Annotated in this window: 18 protein-coding genes; 9 read left to right on the top strand and 9 right to left on the bottom strand. The window is 68.4% G+C overall.

What is annotated here, in order from left to right:
- Positions 1–33: 33 nt before the first annotated feature.
- The 5 genes from P2Q00_RS10245 to P2Q00_RS10265 all read right to left on the bottom strand — a co-directional run bounded on the left by P2Q00_RS10245 (position 34) and on the right by P2Q00_RS10265 (position 6,722).
- Positions 34–1,410, bottom strand: a complete 1,377-nt coding sequence (locus P2Q00_RS10245; RefSeq protein ID WP_275771644.1) for an alpha-amylase — start codon at positions 1,408–1,410, stop codon at positions 34–36.
- Positions 1,411–1,533: 123 nt separating this feature from the next.
- Positions 1,534–3,195 carry a glycoside hydrolase family 13 protein gene (locus tag P2Q00_RS10250; protein WP_275771646.1) on the bottom strand — a complete coding sequence of 554 codons (1,662 nt, stop codon included), beginning with the start codon at positions 3,193–3,195 and terminating at the stop codon, positions 1,534–1,536.
- A gap of 212 nt (positions 3,196–3,407) precedes the next feature.
- Positions 3,408–4,319, bottom strand: coding sequence for a sugar ABC transporter permease (locus P2Q00_RS10255; protein WP_275771647.1), 912 nt, complete (start codon positions 4,317–4,319; stop codon positions 3,408–3,410).
- A 13-nt stretch (positions 4,320–4,332) separates the two neighbouring features.
- A complete protein-coding gene (locus P2Q00_RS10260) occupies positions 4,333–5,337 on the bottom strand; it encodes a carbohydrate ABC transporter permease (protein ID WP_275771648.1) in 1,005 nt (334 codons plus the stop codon).
- Positions 5,338–5,447: 110 nt separating this feature from the next.
- The gene (locus P2Q00_RS10265) at positions 5,448–6,722 is read right to left on the bottom strand and encodes an extracellular solute-binding protein (RefSeq protein ID WP_275771649.1); all 1,275 of its coding nucleotides are present in this window, start codon (positions 6,720–6,722) and stop codon (positions 5,448–5,450) included.
- 393 nt (positions 6,723–7,115) lie between these two features.
- Here P2Q00_RS10265 and P2Q00_RS10270 point away from each other — a divergent pair, with 393 nt between their 5' ends.
- Positions 7,116–8,150 (top strand): LacI family DNA-binding transcriptional regulator, encoded by a 1,035-nt coding sequence (locus tag P2Q00_RS10270; protein ID WP_275771650.1) that lies wholly within the window; start codon positions 7,116–7,118, stop codon positions 8,148–8,150.
- A 131-nt stretch (positions 8,151–8,281) separates the two neighbouring features.
- Positions 8,282–9,187: a phosphatase PAP2 family protein gene (locus tag P2Q00_RS10275; protein WP_275771652.1), complete on the top strand. Its 906-nt coding sequence runs from the start codon at positions 8,282–8,284 to the stop codon at positions 9,185–9,187.
- A gap of 134 nt (positions 9,188–9,321) precedes the next feature.
- Here P2Q00_RS10275 and P2Q00_RS10280 read toward each other — a convergent pair whose 3' ends face one another.
- Complete coding sequence (locus tag P2Q00_RS10280; RefSeq protein WP_275771654.1) at positions 9,322–12,318, bottom strand: bifunctional [glutamine synthetase] adenylyltransferase/[glutamine synthetase]-adenylyl-L-tyrosine phosphorylase; 2,997 nt, start codon at positions 12,316–12,318, stop codon at positions 9,322–9,324.
- 204 nt (positions 12,319–12,522) lie between these two features.
- On the opposite strand from P2Q00_RS10280, the gene P2Q00_RS10285 reads away from it, so the two are divergent.
- Both P2Q00_RS10285 and P2Q00_RS10290 read left to right on the top strand, forming a co-directional pair.
- The gene (locus P2Q00_RS10285) at positions 12,523–12,963 is read left to right on the top strand and encodes a VOC family protein (RefSeq protein WP_275771656.1); all 441 of its coding nucleotides are present in this window, start codon (positions 12,523–12,525) and stop codon (positions 12,961–12,963) included.
- Between the two features lie 155 nt (positions 12,964–13,118).
- Entirely contained in the window at positions 13,119–14,024 is a 906-nt protein-coding gene (locus tag P2Q00_RS10290; RefSeq protein ID WP_275771658.1) for an alkaline phosphatase family protein, read from the top strand.
- Positions 14,025–14,178: 154 nt separating this feature from the next.
- On the opposite strand, the gene P2Q00_RS10295 is transcribed toward P2Q00_RS10290, so the two are convergent.
- Entirely contained in the window at positions 14,179–14,613 is a 435-nt protein-coding gene (locus P2Q00_RS10295) for a type II toxin-antitoxin system VapC family toxin (protein WP_275771661.1), read from the bottom strand.
- The gene (locus P2Q00_RS10300; RefSeq protein ID WP_275771663.1) at positions 14,614–14,865 is read right to left on the bottom strand and encodes a ribbon-helix-helix domain-containing protein; all 252 of its coding nucleotides are present in this window, start codon (positions 14,863–14,865) and stop codon (positions 14,614–14,616) included.
- Between the two features lie 80 nt (positions 14,866–14,945).
- Here P2Q00_RS10300 and P2Q00_RS10305 point away from each other — a divergent pair, with 80 nt between their 5' ends.
- Positions 14,946–15,170 carry a ribbon-helix-helix domain-containing protein gene (locus P2Q00_RS10305; RefSeq protein ID WP_275771665.1) on the top strand — a complete coding sequence of 75 codons (225 nt, stop codon included), beginning with the start codon at positions 14,946–14,948 and terminating at the stop codon, positions 15,168–15,170.
- A 155-nt stretch (positions 15,171–15,325) separates the two neighbouring features.
- Here the strand turns inward: P2Q00_RS10305 and glnA2 are convergent, their stop codons facing one another.
- Entirely contained in the window at positions 15,326–16,687 is a 1,362-nt protein-coding gene (gene glnA2 / locus P2Q00_RS10310; protein WP_275771667.1) for a gamma-glutamylpolyamine synthetase GlnA2, read from the bottom strand.
- Positions 16,688–17,042: 355 nt separating this feature from the next.
- Between glnA2 and P2Q00_RS10315 the strand changes: the two genes are divergently transcribed.
- The 4 genes from P2Q00_RS10315 to P2Q00_RS10330 all read left to right on the top strand — a co-directional run bounded on the left by P2Q00_RS10315 (position 17,043) and on the right by P2Q00_RS10330 (position 22,686).
- Complete coding sequence (locus P2Q00_RS10315; protein ID WP_275771669.1) at positions 17,043–17,720, top strand: thioredoxin-like domain-containing protein; 678 nt, start codon at positions 17,043–17,045, stop codon at positions 17,718–17,720.
- 1 nt (position 17,721) lies between these two features.
- Positions 17,722–18,357, top strand: coding sequence for a DUF305 domain-containing protein (locus P2Q00_RS10320; RefSeq protein ID WP_275771671.1), 636 nt, complete (start codon positions 17,722–17,724; stop codon positions 18,355–18,357).
- Between the two features lie 225 nt (positions 18,358–18,582).
- The gene (locus tag P2Q00_RS10325) at positions 18,583–20,520 is read left to right on the top strand and encodes a S53 family peptidase (protein WP_275771673.1); all 1,938 of its coding nucleotides are present in this window, start codon (positions 18,583–18,585) and stop codon (positions 20,518–20,520) included.
- Positions 20,521–20,646: 126 nt separating this feature from the next.
- Positions 20,647–22,686, top strand: a complete 2,040-nt coding sequence (locus tag P2Q00_RS10330; protein ID WP_275771675.1) for an NAD(+) synthase — start codon at positions 20,647–20,649, stop codon at positions 22,684–22,686.
- The last annotated feature ends 12 nt before the right edge of the window (positions 22,687–22,698 follow it).

Genomic DNA, 22,698 nt, shown 5'->3' on the forward strand with positions numbered 1-22,698 from the left:
ATCCCACGTTCCTCTTTGGCTGTTGTCGATCGCTCAGCAGCTCGACTTGCCGGCGTAGATCGCCAATGCCGTGTTGGAGCCGAGGGTGGCCGTGAACTGCCCCGAACCGTCCACCGTGACGCTCGTATTGCTCTGCACATTGCAGTACGTCCCCGCAGGCAGCGACGTCTGGTAGGTGCGGGTCAGGCTGCTCGACTCATGATTGATCGCGACGTAGCCCTTGCTGCCCCGCCCGAAGCCGATCGCGTTGTTGCCGTTGTCCCACCAGTTGGTCACCGACTGGCCGCGCGTGGCATTGCGGAAGGCGACCATGCGGATGATCTCCGGCCAGGCGTGCTGGCACTTCCAGCCGTCCTGCCAGCAGGCGTTGACCGTGCCGCCGTTGGGCGGGCCCGCGTCCGCGTCGGACCATTCGTAGCCGGAGTTGATGTCGGGGGCGCCGTACGGGTAGGCGAGCATGAAGACGTTGGCGAGGGTGTAGTTCGCCCCGTCCTTGTAGTTGAGGGTCGAGCCGTTGCGCTCGGTGTCGTGGTTGTCGACGAAGACACCGGCGACGGAGCTGCTCATATAGCCCCAGCCCTCGCCGAAGTTGGTGAGGTAGGCCAGCTTCTCGTTGTTGAAGACGCGCTTGAGGTCGTAGGCGTAGCGGAACTCCTGGACGTCGCCGTTGCCCGTGTACTCGGTCGGCTGGACGGCTTCTCCGGCACCGTAGATGACCTCCTGCTTCCAGTACACGCTCGAATTGCTCAGCCGGGACTTGATGTTCGCGAGGTCGGTCGCCGGGATGTGCTTGGCCGCGTCGATGCGGAAGCCGTCGGCGCCGTAGCCGAGGAGGCTGTTCATATAGCCGGCGATGGTGGCGCGGACGTACTCCTCGCCCGTGTCCAGGTCGGCGAGGCCGACGAGTTCGCAGTTCTGGACGTTGGCGCGGTTGGTGTAGTCGCTGACCTTGGACGTGCAGTCGTCCATGTCGGCCGAGGAGTACAAGCCCGGGTAGTTGTACTTCGTGTACGACGAGCCGCCCGTGCCGGTCCCGCTGCCTGCCGACATATGGTTGATGACCGTGTCGACGACGACCTTCACACCGGCCGCATGACAGGTGTTGATCATGTTCTTGAAGGCCGTTGCGTCCCCGAGCCTGCCTGCGATCTTGTAGCTCACCGGCTGGTACGAAGTCCACCACTGCGAGCCCTGTATGTGCTCTGCGGGCGGACTGACCTGGACATAGCCGTAGCCCGCGGGCCCGAGGGTGTTGGTGCACTCCTTGGCCACGGAGGCGAAGTTCCACTCGAAGAGGACGGCGGTGACGTCCTTGGCGCCGGGCGGGGAGGCGGCGGCGGTGCCGGGGGTCATGACGGCGGCGGCCGCGGTGAGCGCGACGGCCGCCGAAACGTATCTTCTGGATGCCATGTGGGGGTTCCTTCGTCTTTGAAGGCTCTTGCTGAAAGTTTTCAACCAACTTGCGATGACGGGAATGTTAAAGGCCCGCTGCCTGAAAAGGCAGCGGGCCGTGTGAAGTTGATGCAAGAAATTTCAGGCGGTGGTGAACCACACCGTCGTGTCCGCCGGTACCTTCGTCTCGCCGTCCGCCTCGGTCACGTCGCCGCTGGTGAGCAGGACGCGGCCGTATGCCGGGGTCGTCACCGACTCGCCGCTCGTGTTCGCGACGCACACGAACTCCCCGCGCCGGAAGGCGAGTACGCCCTCGGGGGCGCGCAGCCACTCGACGGAGTCGCCCGCGCCGAGGTCGGGCTGCTCCCGGCGGACGGTGAGGGCGGAGCGGTACAGCTCCAGGGTGGAGCCGGGGACGCCGGTCTGCGCCTCCACGCTCAGCTCGCCCCAGCCTTCCGGCTGCGGCAGCCAGCTGCCGCCGCCCCCGAAGCCGTACGACGATCCCTCGCGCGTCCACGGGATCGGCACCCGGCAGCCGTCGCGGAAGCCGTCCTGGCCGGCGCCGCGGAAGTACGCGGGGTCCTGGCGGACCTCGTCCGGGAGGTCGACGACGTCCGGGAGGCCGAGTTCCTCGCCCTGGTAGACGTATGCCGATCCCGGCAGCGCGAGCATCAGCAGCGTTGCCGCGCGCGCCCGGCGGAGGCCGAGTTCGCGGTCGCCGGCCAGGCGGATCTGGGTGCCGAGGCCGGGCTCGTTGGCGAATCGGGTGGCATGGCGGGTGACGTCGTGGTTGGAGAGCACCCAGGTGGCGGGGGCACCCACCGGGCGCATCGCGTCCAGCGTCCGGTCGACGACCTTGCGGAGTTCGTCCGCGTTCCAATCCGTCGACAGGTACTGGAAGTTGAAGGCCTGGTGGAGTTCGTCCGGGCGGACATAGTTCGCGGTGCGCTCGACCGTCGGGGTCCAGGCCTCGGCCACGAAGATACGCTCGCCGGAGTACTCGTTGAGGATGAGCCGCCACTGGCGGTAGATCTCATGCACGCCGTCCTGGTCGAAGAACGGCATGACATCGTTGCCCAGCAGCTTGAGTTGCTCGTGGGAGCCGAGGTCGGGCAGACCCTCGGCCTTGACCAGGCCGTGGGCCACGTCGATACGGAAGCCGTCGACGCCCATGTCGAGCCAGAAGCGCAGGATGGAGCGGAACTCGTCGCCGACCGCGGGGTGTTCCCAGTTGAAGTCGGGCTGCTCGGGGGCGAAGAGGTGCAGGTACCACTCGCCGTCCGGCACCCTGGTCCAGGCCGGGCCGCCGAAGATCGACTCCCAGTCGTTGGGCGGGAGTTCGCCGTTCTCGCCCTTGCCGGGGCGGAAGTGGTAGCGGTCGCGCAGGGGCGAGCCGGGGCCCTCCCGCAGCGCCCGCTTGAACCATTCGTGCTGGTCCGAGGAGTGGTTGGGGACCAGGTCGACGATGATCCTGAGGCCCAGTTCGCGGGCGTCGCGGATCAGTGCGTCGGCGTCCAGGAGGTTGCCGAACATGGGGTCCACGGCGCGGTAGTCGGCGACGTCGTAGCCGGCGTCGGCCTGCGGGGAGGCGTAGAAGGGGCTGAGCCACACGGCGTCCACACCGAGGTCGCGCAGATACGGGAGTCGGGAGCGTACGCCTTCCAGATCGCCCATGCCGTCACCGTTGCTGTCGGCGAAGCTGCGCGGATAGACCTGGTAGATCACCGCGTCCCGCCACCAGTCGCTGCGCTTGGCTTTGGCGGAGTTCGGTGCCGGGGCGATGGCGGTGTGCTGCTGGCTCATGGCGTCCTATACGTAACGGAGTCATCGGGTCAGAGGTGGATACGGCGGTGGGTGACGAGGCGGCCGCGGTCACAGCGGGGTCGGATGGTCACCGCGACCGCCTCGGGTCCAAGGGGGGTTCGGGGGGGGCAGCGCCCCGAAGGGGCGCGGGGAACTGCGCGACCAGCCACGACGAAGCCGCAGACGATCGACGGCCAATTCCCCAGCGGCGCTTACCCCTTCGTGCCGCCCGCGGTAAGACCGGTCACCAAGTTCTTCTGCACGAGATAGAAGAACGCGGACACGGGTATCGCGATCAGCACCGCGGTCGCAGCCATCAGGTTGCGCTGCGCGTCATGCTCACTCACGAACGTCTGCAGCCCGACCGCGAACGTGTACTTCGTGTCGGACAACATGAACGTCGACGCGAACGCAACCTCACCGAAGGCCGTGAGGAAGCTGTAGAACGCGGCGACCGCCAGGCCCGGCCTGGCGAGCGGCAGGATCAGTCGCGCGAACGTGCCGAAGGGGGTCAGCCCGTCGACGCGTCCGGCCTCGTCGATCTCGAACGGAATGGTGTCGAAGTAGCCCTTCAGCAGCCATGCGCAGTACGGCACCGCGGTCGAGCAGTAGACGAGGACGAGGCCGAGGTAGCTGTCGATGAGCTGCAGGTCCGACAGGATCTGGTACATCGGAACCATGAGTACGGCCACCGGGAACATCTGGGTGACCAGTAGCACCCACATGAACTTCCGGTAGCCGGGGAAGCGCATGCGGGAGACCGCATAGCCGGTCGTCGCGGCGATCAGGACGCCGATGACCGTCGTACCCAGCGAGACGATCAGCGAGCTCTTCAGCCAGTCGAAGAACTCCGTGTGCTGGAGCACGAAGGAGTAGTTGGCGAAGGACATCTTGGCCCAGATGCCGCCGGGGTGGAGGTAGTCGTCCTTGTCCGGGCCGAGGGACAGGTAGATCAGCCAGGCGACCGGGAAGAACGCGATCAGGCTCGCGACGATCAGGATGCCGTGCGAGGCGAACGACGCCGGACGGCTGCGCTCGCCGCGGCGGCGCGCCTCGCCCGGGTCGGCCTGCGCGGTGCTCTGCCCGGTCGTCGCGGCGGAGGTCTCGACAGTGGTGGTGCTCATGGGGACTCCTGCCTCAGATCGCGAGCTGCTGCTCATTGCGGTTCAGCCAGCGGCGGTAGAAGGAGGTGAAGACGATCAGGATGGCCAGCAGCAGGATGCCGTAGGCGGCGGACTGTGCGAAGTCGCGCGGTTGCTGTCCGAAGCCGAGGTAGTAGGCCCAGGTGACGAGGATCTGGGCGTCGGGGGCGGTGTTGCCGAACAGCAGGAAGATCACGGCGAACTGGTTGAAGGTCCAGATGATGCCGAGCAGTACGACGGTGGAGCTGACGGACCTCAGGCCCGGCAGGGTGACGTAGCGGAAGCGCTGCCAGGCCGTCGCACCGTCCATCTCGGCAGCCTCGTACAACGACGCATCGATGGACTGCAGCCCGCCGAGCAGGGAGATCATCATGAACGGCACACCGCACCAGGTGTTGACCATGATCGCGGCGAACCGCTGCCAGAAGGTGTCCTCCAGCCAGTCCGGTGACGGCAGGTGGAGCGCGTCGAGCGCCAGGTTGACGATGCCGCCGTCGGCGAGCATGAACCGCCAGCCGAAGACGGTGACGAAGGTCGGCACGGCCCACGGCAGGATGAGGACCAGCCGGTAGAAGGTGCGGCCGCGCAGCTTCTGGTTGAGCAGCAGCGCAAGGCCGAGACCGATCGTGTAGTGCAGGGCGACACAGAGTGCCGTCCAGACGATCGTCCAGATGAAGTGGGACCAGAAGCGGTCGTAGGCCGTCGGGCCGAACAGGATGTCCTTGTAGTTGTCGAGCCCGATGAACTTGTAGGTGGCGTCGATGTGGTTGACGCCGATCGTGCGCGCGGTGTTGAGGCTGTTGGCGTCGGTGAGGGTCAGGTACAGGCCGTACACCAGCGGGTACAGGACGAGGACGCCGAGCACTACGGCCACGGGCGTGATCATCGCGTAGGCGTACCAGTTCTTCTGGTAGCTGTGCTTCAGGCGTTGGCCCAGCCCGGGCCGCGGCGCGCGGTCACCGTGGCGTTTGCCGGTGGCGCGGTCGATGGCGACTGTCATGTTCGACACCTTCTGGAAGTTCTACGGCTCTGAGAAGTGGCTGGGCACAGACCGGTGACCGCCGGGTCCGTCCCCCCATTTTTCAGGCGGGCCCGACGGTCACTCGGGGTTTACTTGCTGAAGTCCGGCACCAGCTTGGCCATGGCGAGTTCGGCGTTGCTGAGGCCCTTGTCGAGGGACTCCTTGCCGCCGGCGATGGCGGTCAGCTCGGTGTCCAGCGGGGTCCACAGGGAGCTGTACTCGGGCAGCGAGGGGCGCGGCTGGGCGGCGGGCAGGACCGTCTGGAAGCCGGCGATGCCCGGGTCGGCCTTGACCTCGGCGGTGTAGGCGTCGTCGCGGGTCGGCAGCGTGGAGTTCTTCAGGGCGATCTCCGTCTGGGACTTGGCGGAGGTCATGAAGTTCACGAACTTGAGGGCCGCCTTCTGGTGGGCGGAGTCCGAGCCGGCGTAGACGGACAGGTTGTGGCCGCCGGTCGGGGCGCCCGCCTTGCCGGTGGAGCCGGCCGGGACGGTGGCGATGCCGAGGTTGGACTTGTCCTTGAAGGCCGAGCCCTTGTAAAAGTTCGTGATCTCCCAGGGGCCCTGGATGATCGAGGCGACCTTGCCGTTGACGAACGCGTCCTGGATGTGGGCGTAGGCGTCGGCGGTGGTGTCGGCCTTGTGCAGGCCCTGTCCCTTGAAGAGGCTCAGCCAGGTGCCGTAGGCCTTCTTCGCGGGGGCCGAGTTCACGGTGATCTTCTTGGCGGAGGCGTCGACGGTGTCGGTGCCCTCGCCGTAGAGGAAGGTCTGCGCGTAGTAGGACTGGGTGGAGCCCCAGTAGCCGTAGACCTTGGCCTTGGAGTCGACCTTGGCGGCGTCGGCCTTCAGCTCGTCCCAGGTCTTGGGGGCCTCGGTGATGCCGGCCTTCTTGAACAGGGCCTTGTTGTAGACGAGGGCGAGGGTGTCGGTGACCAGCGGGACGCCGTAGGTCTTGCCGTCGTACTTGGCCTGCTCGATCAGGTTCGAGCGGAACTTGCTCTGGTCCGTCAGGGCCTCGGTGCCGTCCAGCGGCAGGAAGTAGCCCTTCTTGGCGAAGGCGGGGGTCCAGCCGACCTCGGAACGCAGCACGTCCGGGGCGCCCTTGGAGCCGGCGGCGGTGTCGAACTTGTTCTGCGCCTGGTCGAAGGGGACGTTGACGTAGTTGACCTTGATGTTCTTGTTGGCGGCCTCGAACTCCTTGACCAGGGCCTTGTACGTCGGCGCCTCATTGGTGGCGTTGGAGGTGTCCCACCAGGTGATGGTGACCGGGCCGCTGCTCTTGTCGCTGCCACTGCCACTTCCGCCGCAGGCCGTCGCCGCGAGGGCGAAGGACGCCACCAGCGCGCTGGCCGCTATGCCACGCCGCATGAGTTCTCCTTGAGGGTGAAAGCCCGTGTGGTGCAGGTGCGGCCCCGTCTGCCGTCCCTGCCTTTTTGCCGACTGCGCCGTTGCGTCCGCCGGGCGACGTGAACGTAACAGCGATGTAAGCGGCACCGAAAGACCTTGCAGCAAAAAATTGCAAGACCGTCCGAGAGTTACCCGCCCGTGACCTCTCCTCGACCCCCGCGCAACCGGGTATTGAAGCCGTTGAGCGGGCCGTGGGAGTCTTGTGCAAGACTCTGCAAGCTCTTGCCGTACCAGGCGCCCACCAGAACACGAGGGACCGCGATGACGCAGCAACCCGCTCGGGGCCGTGCAACCGCTCGCCCCCGGCGTCCGATTGGTGTGCAAAGTGAGAGTCGGCCGGTACAGTCCACCCCTGTGACCACACGGCTTGCCGACATCGCTGCTCAGGCGGGGGTGAGCGAAGCGACCGTCAGCCGCGTCCTCAACGGCAAGCCGGGCGTCGCCGCCACCACCCGCCAGTCCGTGCTCGCCGCACTGGACGTGCTCGGCTACGAGCGTCCCGTCCGGCTGCGGCAGCGCAGCGAGGGCCTGGTGGGCCTGATCACCCCGGAGCTGGAGAACCCGATATTCCCGGCGCTGGCCCAGGTGATCGGCCAGGCCCTGACGCGGCAGGGCTACACCCCGGTGCTCGCCACCCAGACCCCGGGCGGCTCGACCGAGGACGAGCTGACGGAGATGCTCGTCGATCGCGGGGTCGCGGGCATCATCTACGTCTCCGGTCTGCACGCCGACACCACCGCCGACATGGAGCGCTACGAGCGGCTGCGCGCGCAGGGCGTGCCGTATGTCCTGGTGGACGGCTTCTCGCCGAAGGTGCAGGCGCCGTTCATCTCCCCCGACGACCGCGCGGCGATGACGCTGGCGGTCACGCACCTGGTGTCGCTGGGACACACCAGGATCGGTCTCGCCCTCGGCCCGAAGCGCTTCGTGCCGGTGCAGCGCAAGATCGAGGGCTTTGTGCGCACGATGCAGGACCAGCTGGGACTGAGCACGGAGACGATCGAGTCGGAGTTCGTCCAGCACTCGCTCTACACCCTGGAGGGCGGCCAGGCCGCCGCCACCGCGCTGATCGGCCGTGACTGCACGGCGGTGGTGTGCGCGAGCGACATGATGGCGCTAGGTGCGATACGCGCGGCACGGCAGCTCGGCCTCGAAGTCCCGCGGGACGTCTCGGTGGTGGGCTTCGACGACTCCCCCTTGATCGCCTTCACGGACCCGCCGCTGACCACGGTCCGCAAGCCGGTCCCCGCGATGGGTCAGGCGGCGGTGCGTACGTTGCTGGAGGAGATCGGCGGGACGCCTGCGCCGCACAGTGAGTTCGTGTTCATGCCGGAACTGGTGGTGCGGGGTTCGACTGCTTCGGCGCCTGGGGACCGGAATCGTCCCTAGGGCGGAGAATCTTCGAATTCATGCAGTGCGTCGGGAGTAGGCGCGCACGTCTGTCTGTTGTAGAAAGTGCGGCCTGAACCCGACCGCGGGATGATCGGTCGCAGAAGGCGTTTCTGGCAGACTTTGTGCCCATGGGTGACTCGACGGTGACCAGTCTGGACGACCGTGAGCAGACGACGCAGACGGCCGTTCCCGACTCCCCCACGGCCGCAAACGGGCCGGGTCTCCTGCGCCGGCTGCGCACCCCGCGCCGACCCCGCCTCTGGTTCGAGATCGTTCTGATCGCGGTGAGTTACTGGACGTACTCACTGATCCGCAATGCGGTTCCGGAGCAGCGCGGTCAGGCGCTGCGCAATGCCGACTGGCTGTGGCGGATGGAGCACCATCTGGGCATCGCCGTCGAGGAGTCCGTCAACCACGCCGTGAACTCGGTGACTTGGCTGATCGTCGGCATGAACTACTACTACGCGACGCTGCACTTCGTGATCACGCTGGGTGTTCTGGTGTGGCTCTACCGTAGTCATCCGGGCCGCTATGCGGCGACGCGTCTGGTGCTGTTCGCGACGACGGGTGTGGCTCTGGTCGGCTACTACCTGTATCCGCTGGCACCGCCGAGGCTGATGAACGGCAGCACCTTCATCGACACGGTCATGGTCCACCAGACCTGGGGGTCGATGGCCTCCGGCGACCTGAAGCACATGTCGAACCAGTACGCCGCGATGCCGTCCATGCACATCGGGTGGTCGGTGTGGTGCGGGCTGACGATCTTTGCGCTGGCCAAGGTGCCGTGGGTCAGGGTGCTGGGTCTTCTTTATCCTTTGGCGACGCTGACGGTGATTGTCGCTACCGCGAACCACTTCTGGCTGGATGCGGTGGGTGGTTTGCTGTGCCTGGGGTTCGGGTTCGCGGTGGCGCGGGTTTGGTACGGGACGTTGCCGTATGAGTTGCCGCGCGACGCTCCGCGAGTGGTGCCGAGTCAGGCCGTCGATCGTGTGCGGCTTCGTCGTGGCTGGTCGCGCAGTTCCCCGCGCCCCTGAAAAGGCAAGGTGCAGGCCAGCCATACCAGCCAGGCCAGCCCTATCCAGCCCGTCCGGCGTTTGAGGACGAGGCCCCTTAAGGGCCGATCGGGGGTCTGGGGGCGGAGCCCCCAGGGGGCGTGCACCCCCACCGGCTACGCCCCGTAGAACAACACCTCAACCACCGCCCGAGCCCGCCGCGCCGTACGGCGATACGCATCGAGCATGTCCCCCACATGCCCGTCCCCGTACCCCAGGTACCGCCCCACCGCAGCCAGTTCACGCCCGTCCGACGGGAAGGTGTCCCCCGCCCGCCCCCGCACCAGCATCACGGCGTTGCGCACGCGGGTGGCCAGCACCCACGCCTCGTCCAGGATCGACGCGTCCTCGGTCGAGATCAGCTCGGCCGCGCAGGCCGCCGCCAGGGCCTCCCGGGTACGGGTCGTGCGCAGGCCCGGCTCGGCCCAGCCGTGCTGCAGCTGCAGCAGCTGCACGCTCCATTCGACGTCGGACAGGCCGCCGGGCCCGAGCTTGGTGTGCAGCTTGGGGTCGGCGCCGCGCGGCAGCCGCTCGGATTCCATGCGGGCCTTCAGGCGCCGGATCTCCCGTACGGCGTCGTCCCCGAGCCCCTCGGCCGGGTATCGCAGCGGATCGATCAGCTCGATGAAGGAGCGCCCCAGCTCCTCGTCCCCGGCGACCGGTTCGGCTCGCAGCAGCGCCTGCGACTCCCAGACCAGGGACCACCGGCGGTAATACGCCTCGTAAGACTTCAGTGTCCGTACGAGCGGCCCGGACTTGCCTTCCGGGCGCAGGTCCGCGTCGATCAGCAGCGGCGGGTCCGCGCTCGGGATCTGCAACAGGCGGCGCATCTCGGAGACGACCCGGTTCGCGGCCTCCGAGGCCTCCTGTTCCGCCACGCCCTCCCGTGGCTCGTGCACGAAGAGGACGTCCGCGTCGGAGCCGTAGCCCAGCTCGTGGCCCCCGAAGCGGCCCATGCCGATGACCGCGAACCGGGTCGGGAGTGTGTCGCCCCAGCCCTCGCGCACCACCGCGCGCAGCGTCCCGGCGAGCGTCGCCGCCGTCAGGTCGGAGACCGCGCCGCCGACCAGGTCCACCAGCGCGCCCTGGTCGGCCTCGGCGGGCTGGGTCTCGGTGCCGTAGGAGCCGACGATGTCGGCGGCGGCCGTACGGAAGAGCTCGCGGCGGCGGACGCCTCGGGCAGCGGTGACCGCCTGCTGCGCGTTCCCGGCGCGGCCGACGGCGGCCATGATCTCCTGCTCCAGCTGGGGCCGCTCGCGCGGTTCCAGTCCCCCGCCGTCGCCGTCGCCGAGCAGCGCCACCGCTTCCGGGGCGCGCATCAGCAGGTCGGGGGCGAGGCGCCCGGCGGACAGCACGCGGGCGAGGTTCTCGGCCGCCGCGCCCTCGTCCCGCAGCAGCCGCAGATACCAGGGTGTCCTGCCGAGCGCGTCCGACACCTTGCGGAAGTTGAGCAGGCCGGCGTCCGGGTCGGCGGAGTCCGCGAACCAGCCCAGCAGGACGGGCAGCAGGGTCCGCTGGATGGCGGCTTTTCTGGTGACGCCGGAGGCCAGCGCCTCCAGGTGGCGCAGGGCGGCGGCCGGGTCGCCGTACCCGAGTGCGACCAGCCGCTCCCGGGCCGCCTCCGGGCTCAACCGGGCCTCGCCGGGGGCGAGTTGGGCGACCGCGTCGAGCAGCGGGCGGTAGAAGAGCTTCTCGTGCAGACGGCGTACGACGGCGGCGTGCCGGCGCCATTCGCGGTTCAGCTCGGCGACCGGGTCGGCGCGCAGGCCGAGTGAGCGCCCGATGCGGCGCTGGTCGGCCTCGTCCTCGGGGACGAGATGGGTGCGGCGCAGGCGGTACAGCTGGATGCGGTGCTCCATGGACCGCAGGAACCGGTACGCCTCGTCGAGCTGCACGGCGTCGGTGCGCCCCACATACCCGCCCGCCGCCAGCTCGTGCAACGCATCCAGGGTCGTGCCGCTGCGCAGCGCCGCGTCCGCCCTGCCGTGCACCAACTGCAGCAGCTGTACGGCGAATTCGACGTCCCGGAGGCCTCCGGGGCCGAGCTTCAGCTCGCGGTCGATCTCGGCGGCGGGGATGTTCTCGACGACCCGGCGGCGCATCTTCTGGACGTCGGCGACGAAGTTCTCGCGCTCGGCGGCCTTCCAGACGAGGGGTTCGAGGGCGGCGACGTACTCCTCGCCGAGCTCGATGTCGCCGGCCACCGGGCGGGCCTTGAGCAGCGCCTGGAACTCCCAGGTCTTGGCCCAGCGCTGGTAGTAGGCGAGGTGGCTGGAGAGCGTGCGCACCAGCGGGCCGTTTCTGCCCTCGGGGCGCAGATTGGCGTCGACGGGCCAGATGGACCCCTCGACGGTGGTCTCCGAGCAGATCCGCATCATGTGCGAGGCGAGCCTGGTGGCGGACCTGATGGCCTTGCCCTCGTCGGCATTGTCGACGGCCTCGCCGACGAAGATCACATCGACGTCGGAGACGTAGTTGAGCTCATGGCCTCCGCACTTGCCCATCGCGATGACCGCGAGACGGCACAGCGTGGCGTCCTCGGGCGCGGCGGCGCGGGCGATGGCGAGGGCGGCGCGCAGGGTGGCGGTGGCCAGGTCGGCGAGCTCGGCGGCGGACTCGGCGAGGTCGGTGGTGCCGCACACGTCGCGGGCGGCGATGGACAGCAGACAGCGCCGATAGGCCACGCGCAGGGAGACGGGATCGGTGGCCTCGGCCAGCCCCCGCTCGAACTCCTCCACCCCGGGATGCAGGTCCCGCGGCTCGTACGTGACCAGTGCCTCCCAGTCGCGCGGGTGCCGGGTCAGATGGTCGCCGAGCGCGGCGGAGGCGCCGAGTACGCCGAGCAGGCGGTCGCGCAGCGGCTTGGCCGCTATCAGCGTGTCGAGCAGCTCGCGGCGCGCGGTGGGCCCCGGCTGGGCCTCCAGGAGCCGTACCAGACCGAGCAGCGCCAGGTCCGGGTCGGCGGTGGCGCCCAGTGCGTCGAGCAGCACCGGGTCGTCGCGCACCGGCATGAGCTCCACGCTGTCCAGGAGCCGCTCGGCGGCCGAGGGATCGGTGAAGCCGTGCCGCAGCAGCCGCGTGAAGGTACTGCTCCTGCGCCCGGGCACCGTCATCCCCGTCCTCCCGTCGGATCAAGGTCGTATTGGCCCGAGCCTAACCGGAGACACTGACAGAAGCTCCGGGGCTGCTTTCGTCTTCTCGGTGGCGCACCGCACCGTTTTCGGCTTCGGTATGGGGGAGCCGTTCAGCCAGACACGATGGCGATTCGCCCGACGTACGACAGATTTCGCCCTACGTACGACACAAGGAGTCGTTCCATGGACATGAGCCTCGAAGTGATCCTGCTGCCGGTCTCCGATGTGGACCGGGCCAAGGAGTTCTACCGGGACAAGGTCGGCTTCCATGTGGACCTCGACGGCGAGGTCATGGAGGGCGTACGGATCGTGCAGCTCACCCCGCCCGGCTCCGGGTGTTCGATCGCGCTCGTCGACGGGCTGCAGGTGCCGACGGGAACGCCGCAGCCGGGGACGTACCACGGGATGCAGCTGTGCGTGACGGACGCGAAGGCGGCCTACGACGAGCTGACGGCGCGGGGGCTCGAGGTCAGCGAGCCGCAGCAGTTCGCGCCGCAGGACGGCGCCACCTTCATGTACTTCAAGGACCCGGACGGCAACGGCTGGGCGATCCAGGAGTACCGGCGCCGGGAGACGGAGCCGCTGCACAAGGTGCTGGCCGACCTGGCGGCCCAACAGCAGTAGTCACCGGAGCCGCCGGAGCCACCGATTGAGAGCCGGGTAATAGTTCATCCGATCTTCACCGTCCGGGTTGGGTGGGGTGGGACGCGGGAGTACCTTGACGTGTGCATGCTCTGTCCGCACCGCCGCCCCCGTCCTTCCCCCCACCGGAGGTTGATGTGCCCGGCAGCAGTACTTCCCGTGCTGGCCGTTCAAGGTATCGCCGCAGCAGTACGGCGGCCGCGTCCGCGCTCGCCTTCACCGCGGCGGCCGTCGGTCTGTGGACCGGCCTCGGCGGCTCCTCGTCCGCCGCCTCCGGGGTGCCGACCCCGGACCATGTGGTCGTCGTGGTCATGGAGAACCACGCGTACGGCCAGGTGATCGGCTCGTCCAGCGCCCCGTACATCAACTCGCTCAAGACCGGCGGCGCGAGCCTGACCGCGTCATACGCGGAAACCCACCCGAGCCAGCCCAACTACTACGCGCTGTTCTCGGGCTCCACCCAGGGCGTCACCGACGACAGCTGTGTCACCCCGGGCTTCTCCTCGGCCGCCAACCTCGGCTCCGAGCTCCTCGACGCCGGCCGGACCTGGGCCAGCTACAACGAGTCGCTGCCCAGCGAGGGCGACACGACCTGCAGCAGCGGCGACTACGCGCAGAAGCACAACCCGTGGTTCGGCTTCAGCAACGTACCGACGTCGTCCGCGAAGACCTTCGACGACTTCCCGACCGACTACTCCACCCTCCCCGACGTCTCCTTCGTCACCCCCGACCTGTGCAGCGACATGCACGACTGCTCGGTGTCGACCGGCGACACCTGGATCAAGAACAACCTCGGCGCCTACGCCACCTGGGCGTCCACCCACAACAGCCTCCTCGTCATCACCTTCGACGAGGACAACCGACTGTCCGGCAACCGCATCCCGACGGTCCTGTACGGCCAGCCGGTGACGGCAGGCTCCACCAGCTCCACCACGTACGACCACTACGACCTGCTCCGCACCCTGGAGGACTCCCAGGGCCTGACGTCCCACGCGGGCAACGCGGCCTCGGCGTCCGACATCACGGGGATCTGGGCCTCCTGAGACGGACGTGGCGCCGCCCGGCTCGCCGTGGCCGGGCGGCGCGGCGGCGTCGGTGGGCCTGCTGCCCGGGAGAACGTCCCGTGACCGTACGCAACCGCATCCCCGGTCCACGGGCCGACGCCCTCCGTCATCACCCGAGGACGCCGTGATGCGCCTACAGATCGTCGGGCAGAAGCCGGAACGCCGCGTGTGAGGTGAGGGGGCGGATGGCTCGGAAGTCCTTCCGGTCGAGACTGAGGACGGTATCCGTGGCGTATTCGCGGGCCAGGACGGTGATGACCGAGTCAGTCAGATCCAACGCGAGGTCCCGGTACCGGCGCTGGACGAGGCGTGCGTCCGCGAGGACGTCCGCATTCGCGTCGCCGAGTAGATAGCGTCCGGTGCGCGCCTGTGTCACGAGCTGATCCATGACCAGCCCGGCGGGGTCCTTGCCGAAGCGGCCACTGAGCAGATGGTCGAGTTCGGCGAGGACAAGCTGTGGGATGACGAGCAGGCCCGCGATGTCCATGACCTGACGGGCGGCTTCATGCTCGGGACAACTGCGATCGACGGAAGCGATGATGCCCGAGGTGTCGGCGATGACGATCACTTACGAGGCCCGGCCCCAGTCCCCGAAACCGGTGTCTCGCAGTATGTCGTCGGACCGCTCCGCGAAGGAAGGATCACCGCTGTCGAGGACGGGAAGGCCGGCGGGCTCGTCCCACACGCGGTTGCGCGTGATCGCGAGACGGACGCCTTCGCGGATCAGCTCGGCCTCGCTGATGCCCTTGCGCGAGGCTGTCGCCTTGAGGTCGCGGAGATCCTCGTCTTCGAGGTAGACCGTCGTTCGTTTCAGGCTCATAGACGTATGGTACCTATGCCATACGTCGAACGCCCTTACCGCGCCGGTGGCCGGTGGTACAGGTCCCGTACCTTGGAGATGTGGCCCTGAAGCGCACCACCGTCTACGCCGACGACAACGACCTCGCCCTCATCAAAGCCGCCGCCGCCCGCCTGGGCGCCTCCGAGGCCGAGATGATCCGCGAGGGCATTCACCGCATCGCCCTGGCGCACCGGATCTGGGACAAGCCGTTCGTCTCCGACGAGGAGACGTTCGACCTCGGTGGGCCGGTCGCCGAGGACGACGTCCGGACGGCGGTGTCCTAGGGCTACGCGGCGCGAGAACGCACCGCACCCGTTCCGACCCCGACCACCAGGCCGCCAAGAAGGCGGTCGACCAGTGCGGCGACGCGATGGGGCTGACGGTCTGTGACCGTCAGCCCCACTCGTTCGAACAGCAGGAAACCCGCTTCGACCTGCCCTTACAGCACCGGCAGATTCTTCCGCAGCTCAAACGCCGTGACCTCGCTGCGGTACTCCTCCCACTCCTGTCGCTTGTTGCGCAGGAAGAAGTCGAAGACATGCTCGCCCAGGGTGTCGGCGACCAGGTCGCTGCGCTCCATCAGGGTCAGGGCCTCGCCGAGGTTCTGCGGGAGGGGCTCGATGCCCATCGCGCGGCGCTCCGCGTCCGAGAGGGCCCAGACGTCGTCCTCGGCGCCCGGCGGGAGTTCGTAGCCCTCCTCGATGCCCTTCAGGCCGGCGGCGAGGAGGACGGCGTAGGCCAGGTAGGGGTTGGCGCCCGAGTCGAGCGAGCGGACCTCGACCCGTGCGGAGCCCGTCTTGCCGGGCTTGTACATCGGGACGCGGACCAGGGCCGAGCGGTTGTTGTGGCCCCAGCAGATGTAGGACGGGGCCTCGCCGCCGGCTCCCGCCGTGCGCTCCGAGCCGCCCCAGATGCGCTTGTAGGAGTTGACCCACTGGTTGGTGACCGCCGAGGTCTCCGCCGCGTGCTTCAGCAGGCCCGCGATGAAGGAGCGGCCGACCTTGGAGAGCTGGTACTCCGAGCCGGACTCGTAGAACGCGTTACGGTCGCCTTCGAAGAGGGACAGGTGCGTGTGCATGCCGCTGCCGGGGTGCTCGGAGAACGGCTTCGGCATGAAGGTGGCCTGGACGCCCTGCTCCAGCGCCACCTGCTTCATGACCAGGCGGAACGTCATGATGTTGTCCGCCGTGGAGAGCGCGTCGGCGTAGCGGAGGTCGATCTCCTGCTGGCCCGGGGCGCCCTCGTGGTGGGAGAACTCGACCGAGATGCCCATCGACTCCAGCATGGTGATCGCCTGACGGCGGAAGTCCATGCCGATGTTCTGGGGGGTGTGGTCGAAGTAGCCCGAGTTGTCGGCGGGCGTCGGGCGGGTGCCGTCCAGCGGGCGGTCCTTCAGGAGGAAGAACTCGATCTCCGGGTGGGTGTAGAAGGTGAAGCCCAGGTCGGAGCCGCGGGTCAGGGCGCGCTTGAGGACGTAGCGCGGGTCGGCGAAGGACGGGGAGCCGTCCGGCATGAGGATGTCGCAGAACATGCGGGCGGTGCCGGGGGCCTCGGCGCGCCAGGGCAGGATCTGGAAGGTCGAGGGGTCCGGCTTGGCGATCATGTCGGACTCGTAGACCCGGGCGAAGCCCTCGATGGCCGAGCCGTCGAAGCCGATGCCCTCGTCGAAGGCCTGCTCCAGCTCGGCCGGGGCCACGGCGACGGACTTGAGGAAGCCCAGCACGTCCGTGAACCACAGCCGTACGAACCGGATGTCGCGCTCCTCCAGTGTCCGGAGCACGAACTCCTGCTGCTTGTCCATCTTCCGCTTCCCCATCCTTGCTGGTCAGGCCGCCTGTTCCCGGTCCCACAGGAGGCGGTCGGGCACCTGAGCATCACACCACAACAGCATTTCGTGCGCGTTGCCGACCATGATCGGGCGGCCGACTCCGGTCCGAACGCCTCACCAACAGCGGGTGTACTGCTCACCGCCCATCTTGCCTGCTCGGACCGACATTCGTAATGGGAGGCCGGGCGGAAGGTGACGCGCGCCTGTGCCGGGCCCGGCTTTCCCGTGCCCCGTCTGCAAAACGTCACTGGTCTCCCACTACGATCAGGCGACCCGATCGACACTTTTTCGCCCACCCCCCACCCGATTCCCCCAGAAGGACACTGCGATGGCCTCCGCCAAGAAGAGCAGCAGCAGCGCGGCGCGCAAGGCGCGAATAGAGGAGATGCGGCGTGCCGAGAAGGCCCGCGAGCGCCGCGGCCGGATCCTGACGATCGGCGCGAGCGTGCTGGTCGTCGCCGGCCTGGTGGTCGGCGGGGTCTTCGTCGTGAAGTCGCAGGACAGCAAGAAGAACGACACGGCGAGCGACTCGACCTCCTCGGGCGACGGCCCGGGGCACTTCGTCACCGGCAAGGACGGTGTGCGGACCTGGACGGGCAAGCTGTCCCGCACCCATGTCGCCGGGACCGTGAAGTACCCGATGCACCCGCCGGTCGGCGGCAACCACAACCAGATCTGGCTGAACTGCAACGGCAACGTCTACACCAAGGCCGTGCACGACGAGAACGCCGTGCACGCGCTGGAGCACGGCGCCGTCTGGGTGACGTACACCGACAAGGCCAAGAAGTCCGATGTGGACACGCTGGCGGCGAAGGTGAAGCAGACGCCGTACTCGCTGATGAGCCCGTACACGAACCAGACCTCCCCGATCGAGCTGTCGGCCTGGGGGCACCAGCTGAGCGTGACGAGCGCCGACGACCCGAAGGTCGCCAAGTTCTTCGAGACGTATGTGCAGGGCAAGCAGACCCCCGAGCCGGGCGCCTCGTGCACCGGCGGGACGATGTGACATGAAGAAGCACATCGGCTGGATCGCGGGGACAGCGGCGGCGGCGCTCGTCGCGGCGGGCGCGATCACCTACGCGGTTGCCGAGGACGGCGGGGCGGGCAGCACCAGCGCGAGCACGCCTTCCGCCGACTCCGCGGACGCCGGGTTCGCGCGGGACATGGCGGTGCATCACCAGCAGGCCGTCGAGATGTCGTACATCGTGCGCGACCGCACGAAGAACGCGGACGTGCGGCGGCTTGCATACGACATCGCTCAGACGCAGGCCAACCAGCGCGGGATGCTGCTCGGCTGGCTGGACCTGTGGGGGCTGCCGAAGGTGTCGGCGGATCCGCCGATGACCTGGATGGGGATGGGCGGCATGGCCTCGGGGAAAGACGGTGCGTTGATGCCCGGCATGGCGACCAACACCGAGATGACCAAGCTCGGCACGCTCAGCGGAAAGCAGGCCGAGGTCTTCTATCTGCAGTTGATGACGGATCATCACAAGGGCGGTATCCACATGGCCGAGGGCTGTGTCGCCAAGTGCAAGGTCGGGGTGGAGAAGAGTCTCGCGCAAGGCATGGTCGACGCTCAGCAGTCGGAAATTCAACTGATGGCGGACATGCTCAAGGCGCGGGGCGCGAAAGCGCGTTCCTAGCAGCTCCTGTAACACTGCCGTAAGAACGAAAGCCTCAAATCGCCCTGCATGACGGTTCCTTGGGCTTCTCTTGGCTTGCGCATTCCCCTGGCATGAACGGTTCATCGAAAGAGTGGCCCCCATCGCTTGATCCAATGCCCGCGCCTCCGCCGCGGCGCTGGGTGTCTACGCGGATCACTGCGACGACCGACCACACATGCGAAGAACCGCATCGCAGGGGGTTCTATGAGATCCAACCGCGCCAAACTGCGCACCGTGAGCATGGCAGCGACACTGCCCATGATCGCCGGTGCTCTGGCGCTCGGCATACCCGCGGCGCACGCTGCGGACAACCCCGGCCGGGACGCACTCGCGGGCACCAAGCCCGCGTGGGCGACGGCCAAGGCGGACAAGGGCGACGCCTCGAACGGCGCCCAGCTGTCCGCCCGGGTCTATTTCGCGGGCAAGGACGCAGCCGGCCTCGCCGCGTACGCGAAGGCCGTGTCCGACCCGAGCTCGGCCGCATACGGCAAGTACCTGAGCGCCAAGCAGGCCGCGGCCCGCTACGGCGCGACCAAGGCCCAGGTGGCCGCGGTCAAGTCGTGGCTGAGGTCCTCGGGCCTCAAGGTCACGGGCACCACGCAGCACTACGTCTCCGTCACCGGTGACGTGGCCGCCGCCGAGAAGGCGTTCGGCACCCAGCTGCACAACTACACCAAGGGCTCGAAGACCTACCGGGCGCCGGCGAAGACCGCCTCCGCCCCGGACAGTCTGAAGGGCGCCGTCCTGACCGTCACCGGCCTGGACAACGCACCGCACAAGTCGACGCACAACGACCAACTGCCGCCGCCGGAGACCGTGTTCCGCAACTCCGGGCCGTTCTCCTCGTACTACGGCTCGAACATCGCGAGCACGCTGCCGGACGCATACGGGTCGAAGATCCCGTACGCGATCCAGGGCTACACCGGCAAGCAGCTGCGCGCCGCCTACGGTGCGGGCAAGTACACCGGCAAGGGTGTCCGCGTCGCCATCACGGACGCTTACGCCTCGCCGTCCATCGCCTTCGACGCGCAGACGTACGCGGGCAAGCACGGTGACGCCAAGTGGTCGACCGGGCAGCTGCACCAGGTGCTGCCCAAGAAGTACACGAACACCAAGGACTGCTCCGCCGCCGGCTGGTACGGCGAGGAGACCCTGGACGTCGAGGCCGTGCACGCGGTCGCGCCGGCCGCGGACGTCACGTACGTGGGCTCCGCGTCCTGCATGGACAACGACCTGCTGGACTCGCTGAGCAAGGTGGTCGACAACCACCTCGCCGACATCGTGTCCAACTCGTGGGGCGACATCGAGGCCAACCAGACGCCGGACCTCGCGGCCGCCTACGACCAGGTGTTCCAGTTCGGTGCGGTCGAGGGCATCGGCTTCTACTTCTCCTCCGGTGACGACGGCGACCAGGTCGCCAAGTCCGGTACGAAGCAGGTCGACACCCCGGCCAACTCGTCGTGGGTGACGGCGGTCGGCGGTACCTCGCTGGCGGTCGGCCAGGACGACAAGTACCAGTGGGAGACCGGCTGGGGTACCGAGAAGGCTGTGCTGTCCGCGGACGGCAAGAGCTGGACCAACTTCCCCGGTGCGTTCACCTCGGGTGCGGGCGGCGGCACCAGCAAGACGGTCGCCCAGCCCTACTACCAGAAGGGCATCGTCCCGAACGCGCTCGCCACGGCCAACAACGCCGCCGGCAACCGCGTCGTCCCGGACATCTCGGCGATCGCCGACCCGAACACCGGCTTCAAGGTCGGCCAGACGCAGACCCTGCCGGACGGGACGCTGGGCTACGACGAGTACCGCATCGGCGGCACCTCGCTCGCCGCTCCGGTGATCGCGGCCGTCCAGGCGCTGGCCCAGGAGGCGCGGGGCGGCAAGGCCATCGGCTTCGCCAACCCGGAGATCTACGCCCGCTACGGCAAGGGTGTCTACCACGACGTCGTCGACAAGCCGACGGGCAAGGACCTGGCCGTCGCGCGCGTCGACTTCGTCAACGGCTACGACGCCACCGGTGGCCTGGCCACCTCGGTCCGCAGCCTGGGCAAGGACAGCTCGCTGTCCGCGGTGAAGGGTTACGACGACGTCACCGGCGTGGGCTCGCCCGCGAACGGGTACGTGGAGTCGTACCACAAGCCGTGAGGCACCGCCGGTAACGGCACCTTGAGGGGGCGCGGGATGTGATCATCCCGCGCCCCTTCGCCGTGCGGAGCCACCGTGCGGAGCCCCGTCACCCCATCGCGTCGGTCTGACGATTACAGTGGGCCCGTGACTGCCTTGAACTTCTGGTCGATCTATCAGCACGGCTTCGCACGCGTCGCCGCATGTACGGGCCACACCGTCATCGCCGACCCGCATGCCAACGCCGAAGCGGTCCTGCGCCATGCCCGCCGGTGCGCCGAGGAGGGTGTCGCGGTCGCCGTCTTCCCGGAGATGGTGCTGTGCGGCTACTCGATCGAGGACCTGCTGCTGCAGGACGCGCTGCTCGACCAGGTCGCGGAGGCGCTCGGGGAGGTGGTGGCCGGGTCGGCGGAGCTGCTGCCGGTGCTGGTCGTCGGCGCCCCGCTGCGCCACCGCAACCGGGTCTACAACTGCGCGGTGATCGTGCACCGCGGCCGCGTCCTGGGCGTCGTACCGAAGTCGTACCCGCCGAACTACCGGGAGTTCTACGAGCGCCGGCAGATCGCCGACGGTGCGGACGAGCGCGGCGGAACGATTCGCGTCGGCGGCGAGGCGGTCCCCTTCGGGGTGGATCTGCTGTTCGCGGCGGACGACGTCCCCGGGCTCGTGCTCTTCGCCGAGATCTGCGAGGACATGTGGGTGCCGGTGCCGCCCAGCGCGGAGGCGGCCCTCGCCGGGGCGACCCTCCTCGTCAATCTCTCCGGCAGCCCGATCACGGTCGGACGCGCCGAGGACCGCAAGCTGCTGTGCCGCTCGGCGTCCACCCGCTGCCTCGCCGCCTACGTCTACGCGGCGGCCGGCCTCGGCGAGTCGACCACCGACCTGTCCTGGGACGGCCAGGCCATGGTCTACGAGAACGGCGTGCTGCTGGCCGAGACCGAGCGGTTCCCGCTCGGCGACGAGTACGCGGTGGCCGACGTGGACCTCGATCTGCTGCGGCAGGAGCGGCAGCGGATGGGCACGTTCGACGACAACCGGCGTACGCACCGGGCGCGGACCGGCGACTTCCGGACGGTCGGCTTCGAGCTGGACCCGCCCCTCACCGACCTGGGGCTGCGGCGTCGGCTGGAGCGCTTCCCGTTTGTGCCGGCCGATGCCGAGCGGCTCGCGCTGGACTGCTTCGAGGCGTACAACATCCAGGTCGAGGGGCTGCAGCAGCGGCTGGCTTCGATCGGCGGGCCGAAGGTGGTCATCGGGGTGTCCGGTGGCCTCGACTCGACGCATGCGCTGATCGTCGCCGCGCGGGCCATGGACCGGGCGGGGCGGCCGCGCAGCGACATCCTGGCCTGGACGCTGCCCGGTTTCGCCACCAGCGACCACACGAAGGACAACGCGCACGCGTTGATGCGCTCGCTCGGCGTCACCGCGGCCGAGCTGGACATCACGCCTACGGCTCGGCTGATGCTGCAGGAGATGGAGCACCCGTTCGCCTCCGGTGAGCCGGTGTACGACGTCACATTCGAGAACGTGCAGGCGGGTCTGCGCACCGACTACCTGTTCCGGCTGGCCAACCAGCGGGGCGGGATCGTGCTCGGCACCGGTGACCTCTCCGAGCTGGCGCTCGGCTGGTCGACGTACGGCGTGGGCGACCAGATGAGCCACTACAACGTCAACTCCGGTGTGCCGAAGACACTGATCCAGCATCTGATCCGATGGGTCATCAGCAGCGGGCAGTTCGACGAGGAGACCGGAAAGATCCTCGCAGCGATCCTCGACACCGAGATCAGTCCGGAACTGGTGCCGGGCGAGGAGATGCAGTCGACCGAGTCCAAGATCGGGCCGTACGCGCTGCACGACTTCACGCTCTTCCATGTGCTGCGGTACGGCTTCCGGCCGTCGAAGATCGCCTTCCTGGCGTGGCATGCATGGCAGGACGTCGAGGGCGGGGCCTGGCCGCCGGGGTTCCCCGAGGCCAAGCGGGTGGCGTACGACCTTCCGGAGATCCGGCGGTGGCTGGAGGTGTTCTGCCGGCGGTTCTTCGCGTTTGCGCAGTTCAAACGGTCGGCTATGCCTAATGGGCCGAAGGTTTCGGCGGGGGGTTCGCTGTCGCCTCGGGGGGATTGGCGGGCGCCGAGTGACAGTTCGGCGCGGGCCTGGCTGCGGGAGCTTGAGCGCTTCGACCTTTGAGTAGTTGAAGCC

It is taken from the genome of Streptomyces coacervatus, assembly GCF_029223485.1.
Taxonomy (GTDB): Bacteria; Actinomycetota; Actinomycetes; order Streptomycetales; family Streptomycetaceae; genus Streptomyces; species Streptomyces coacervatus.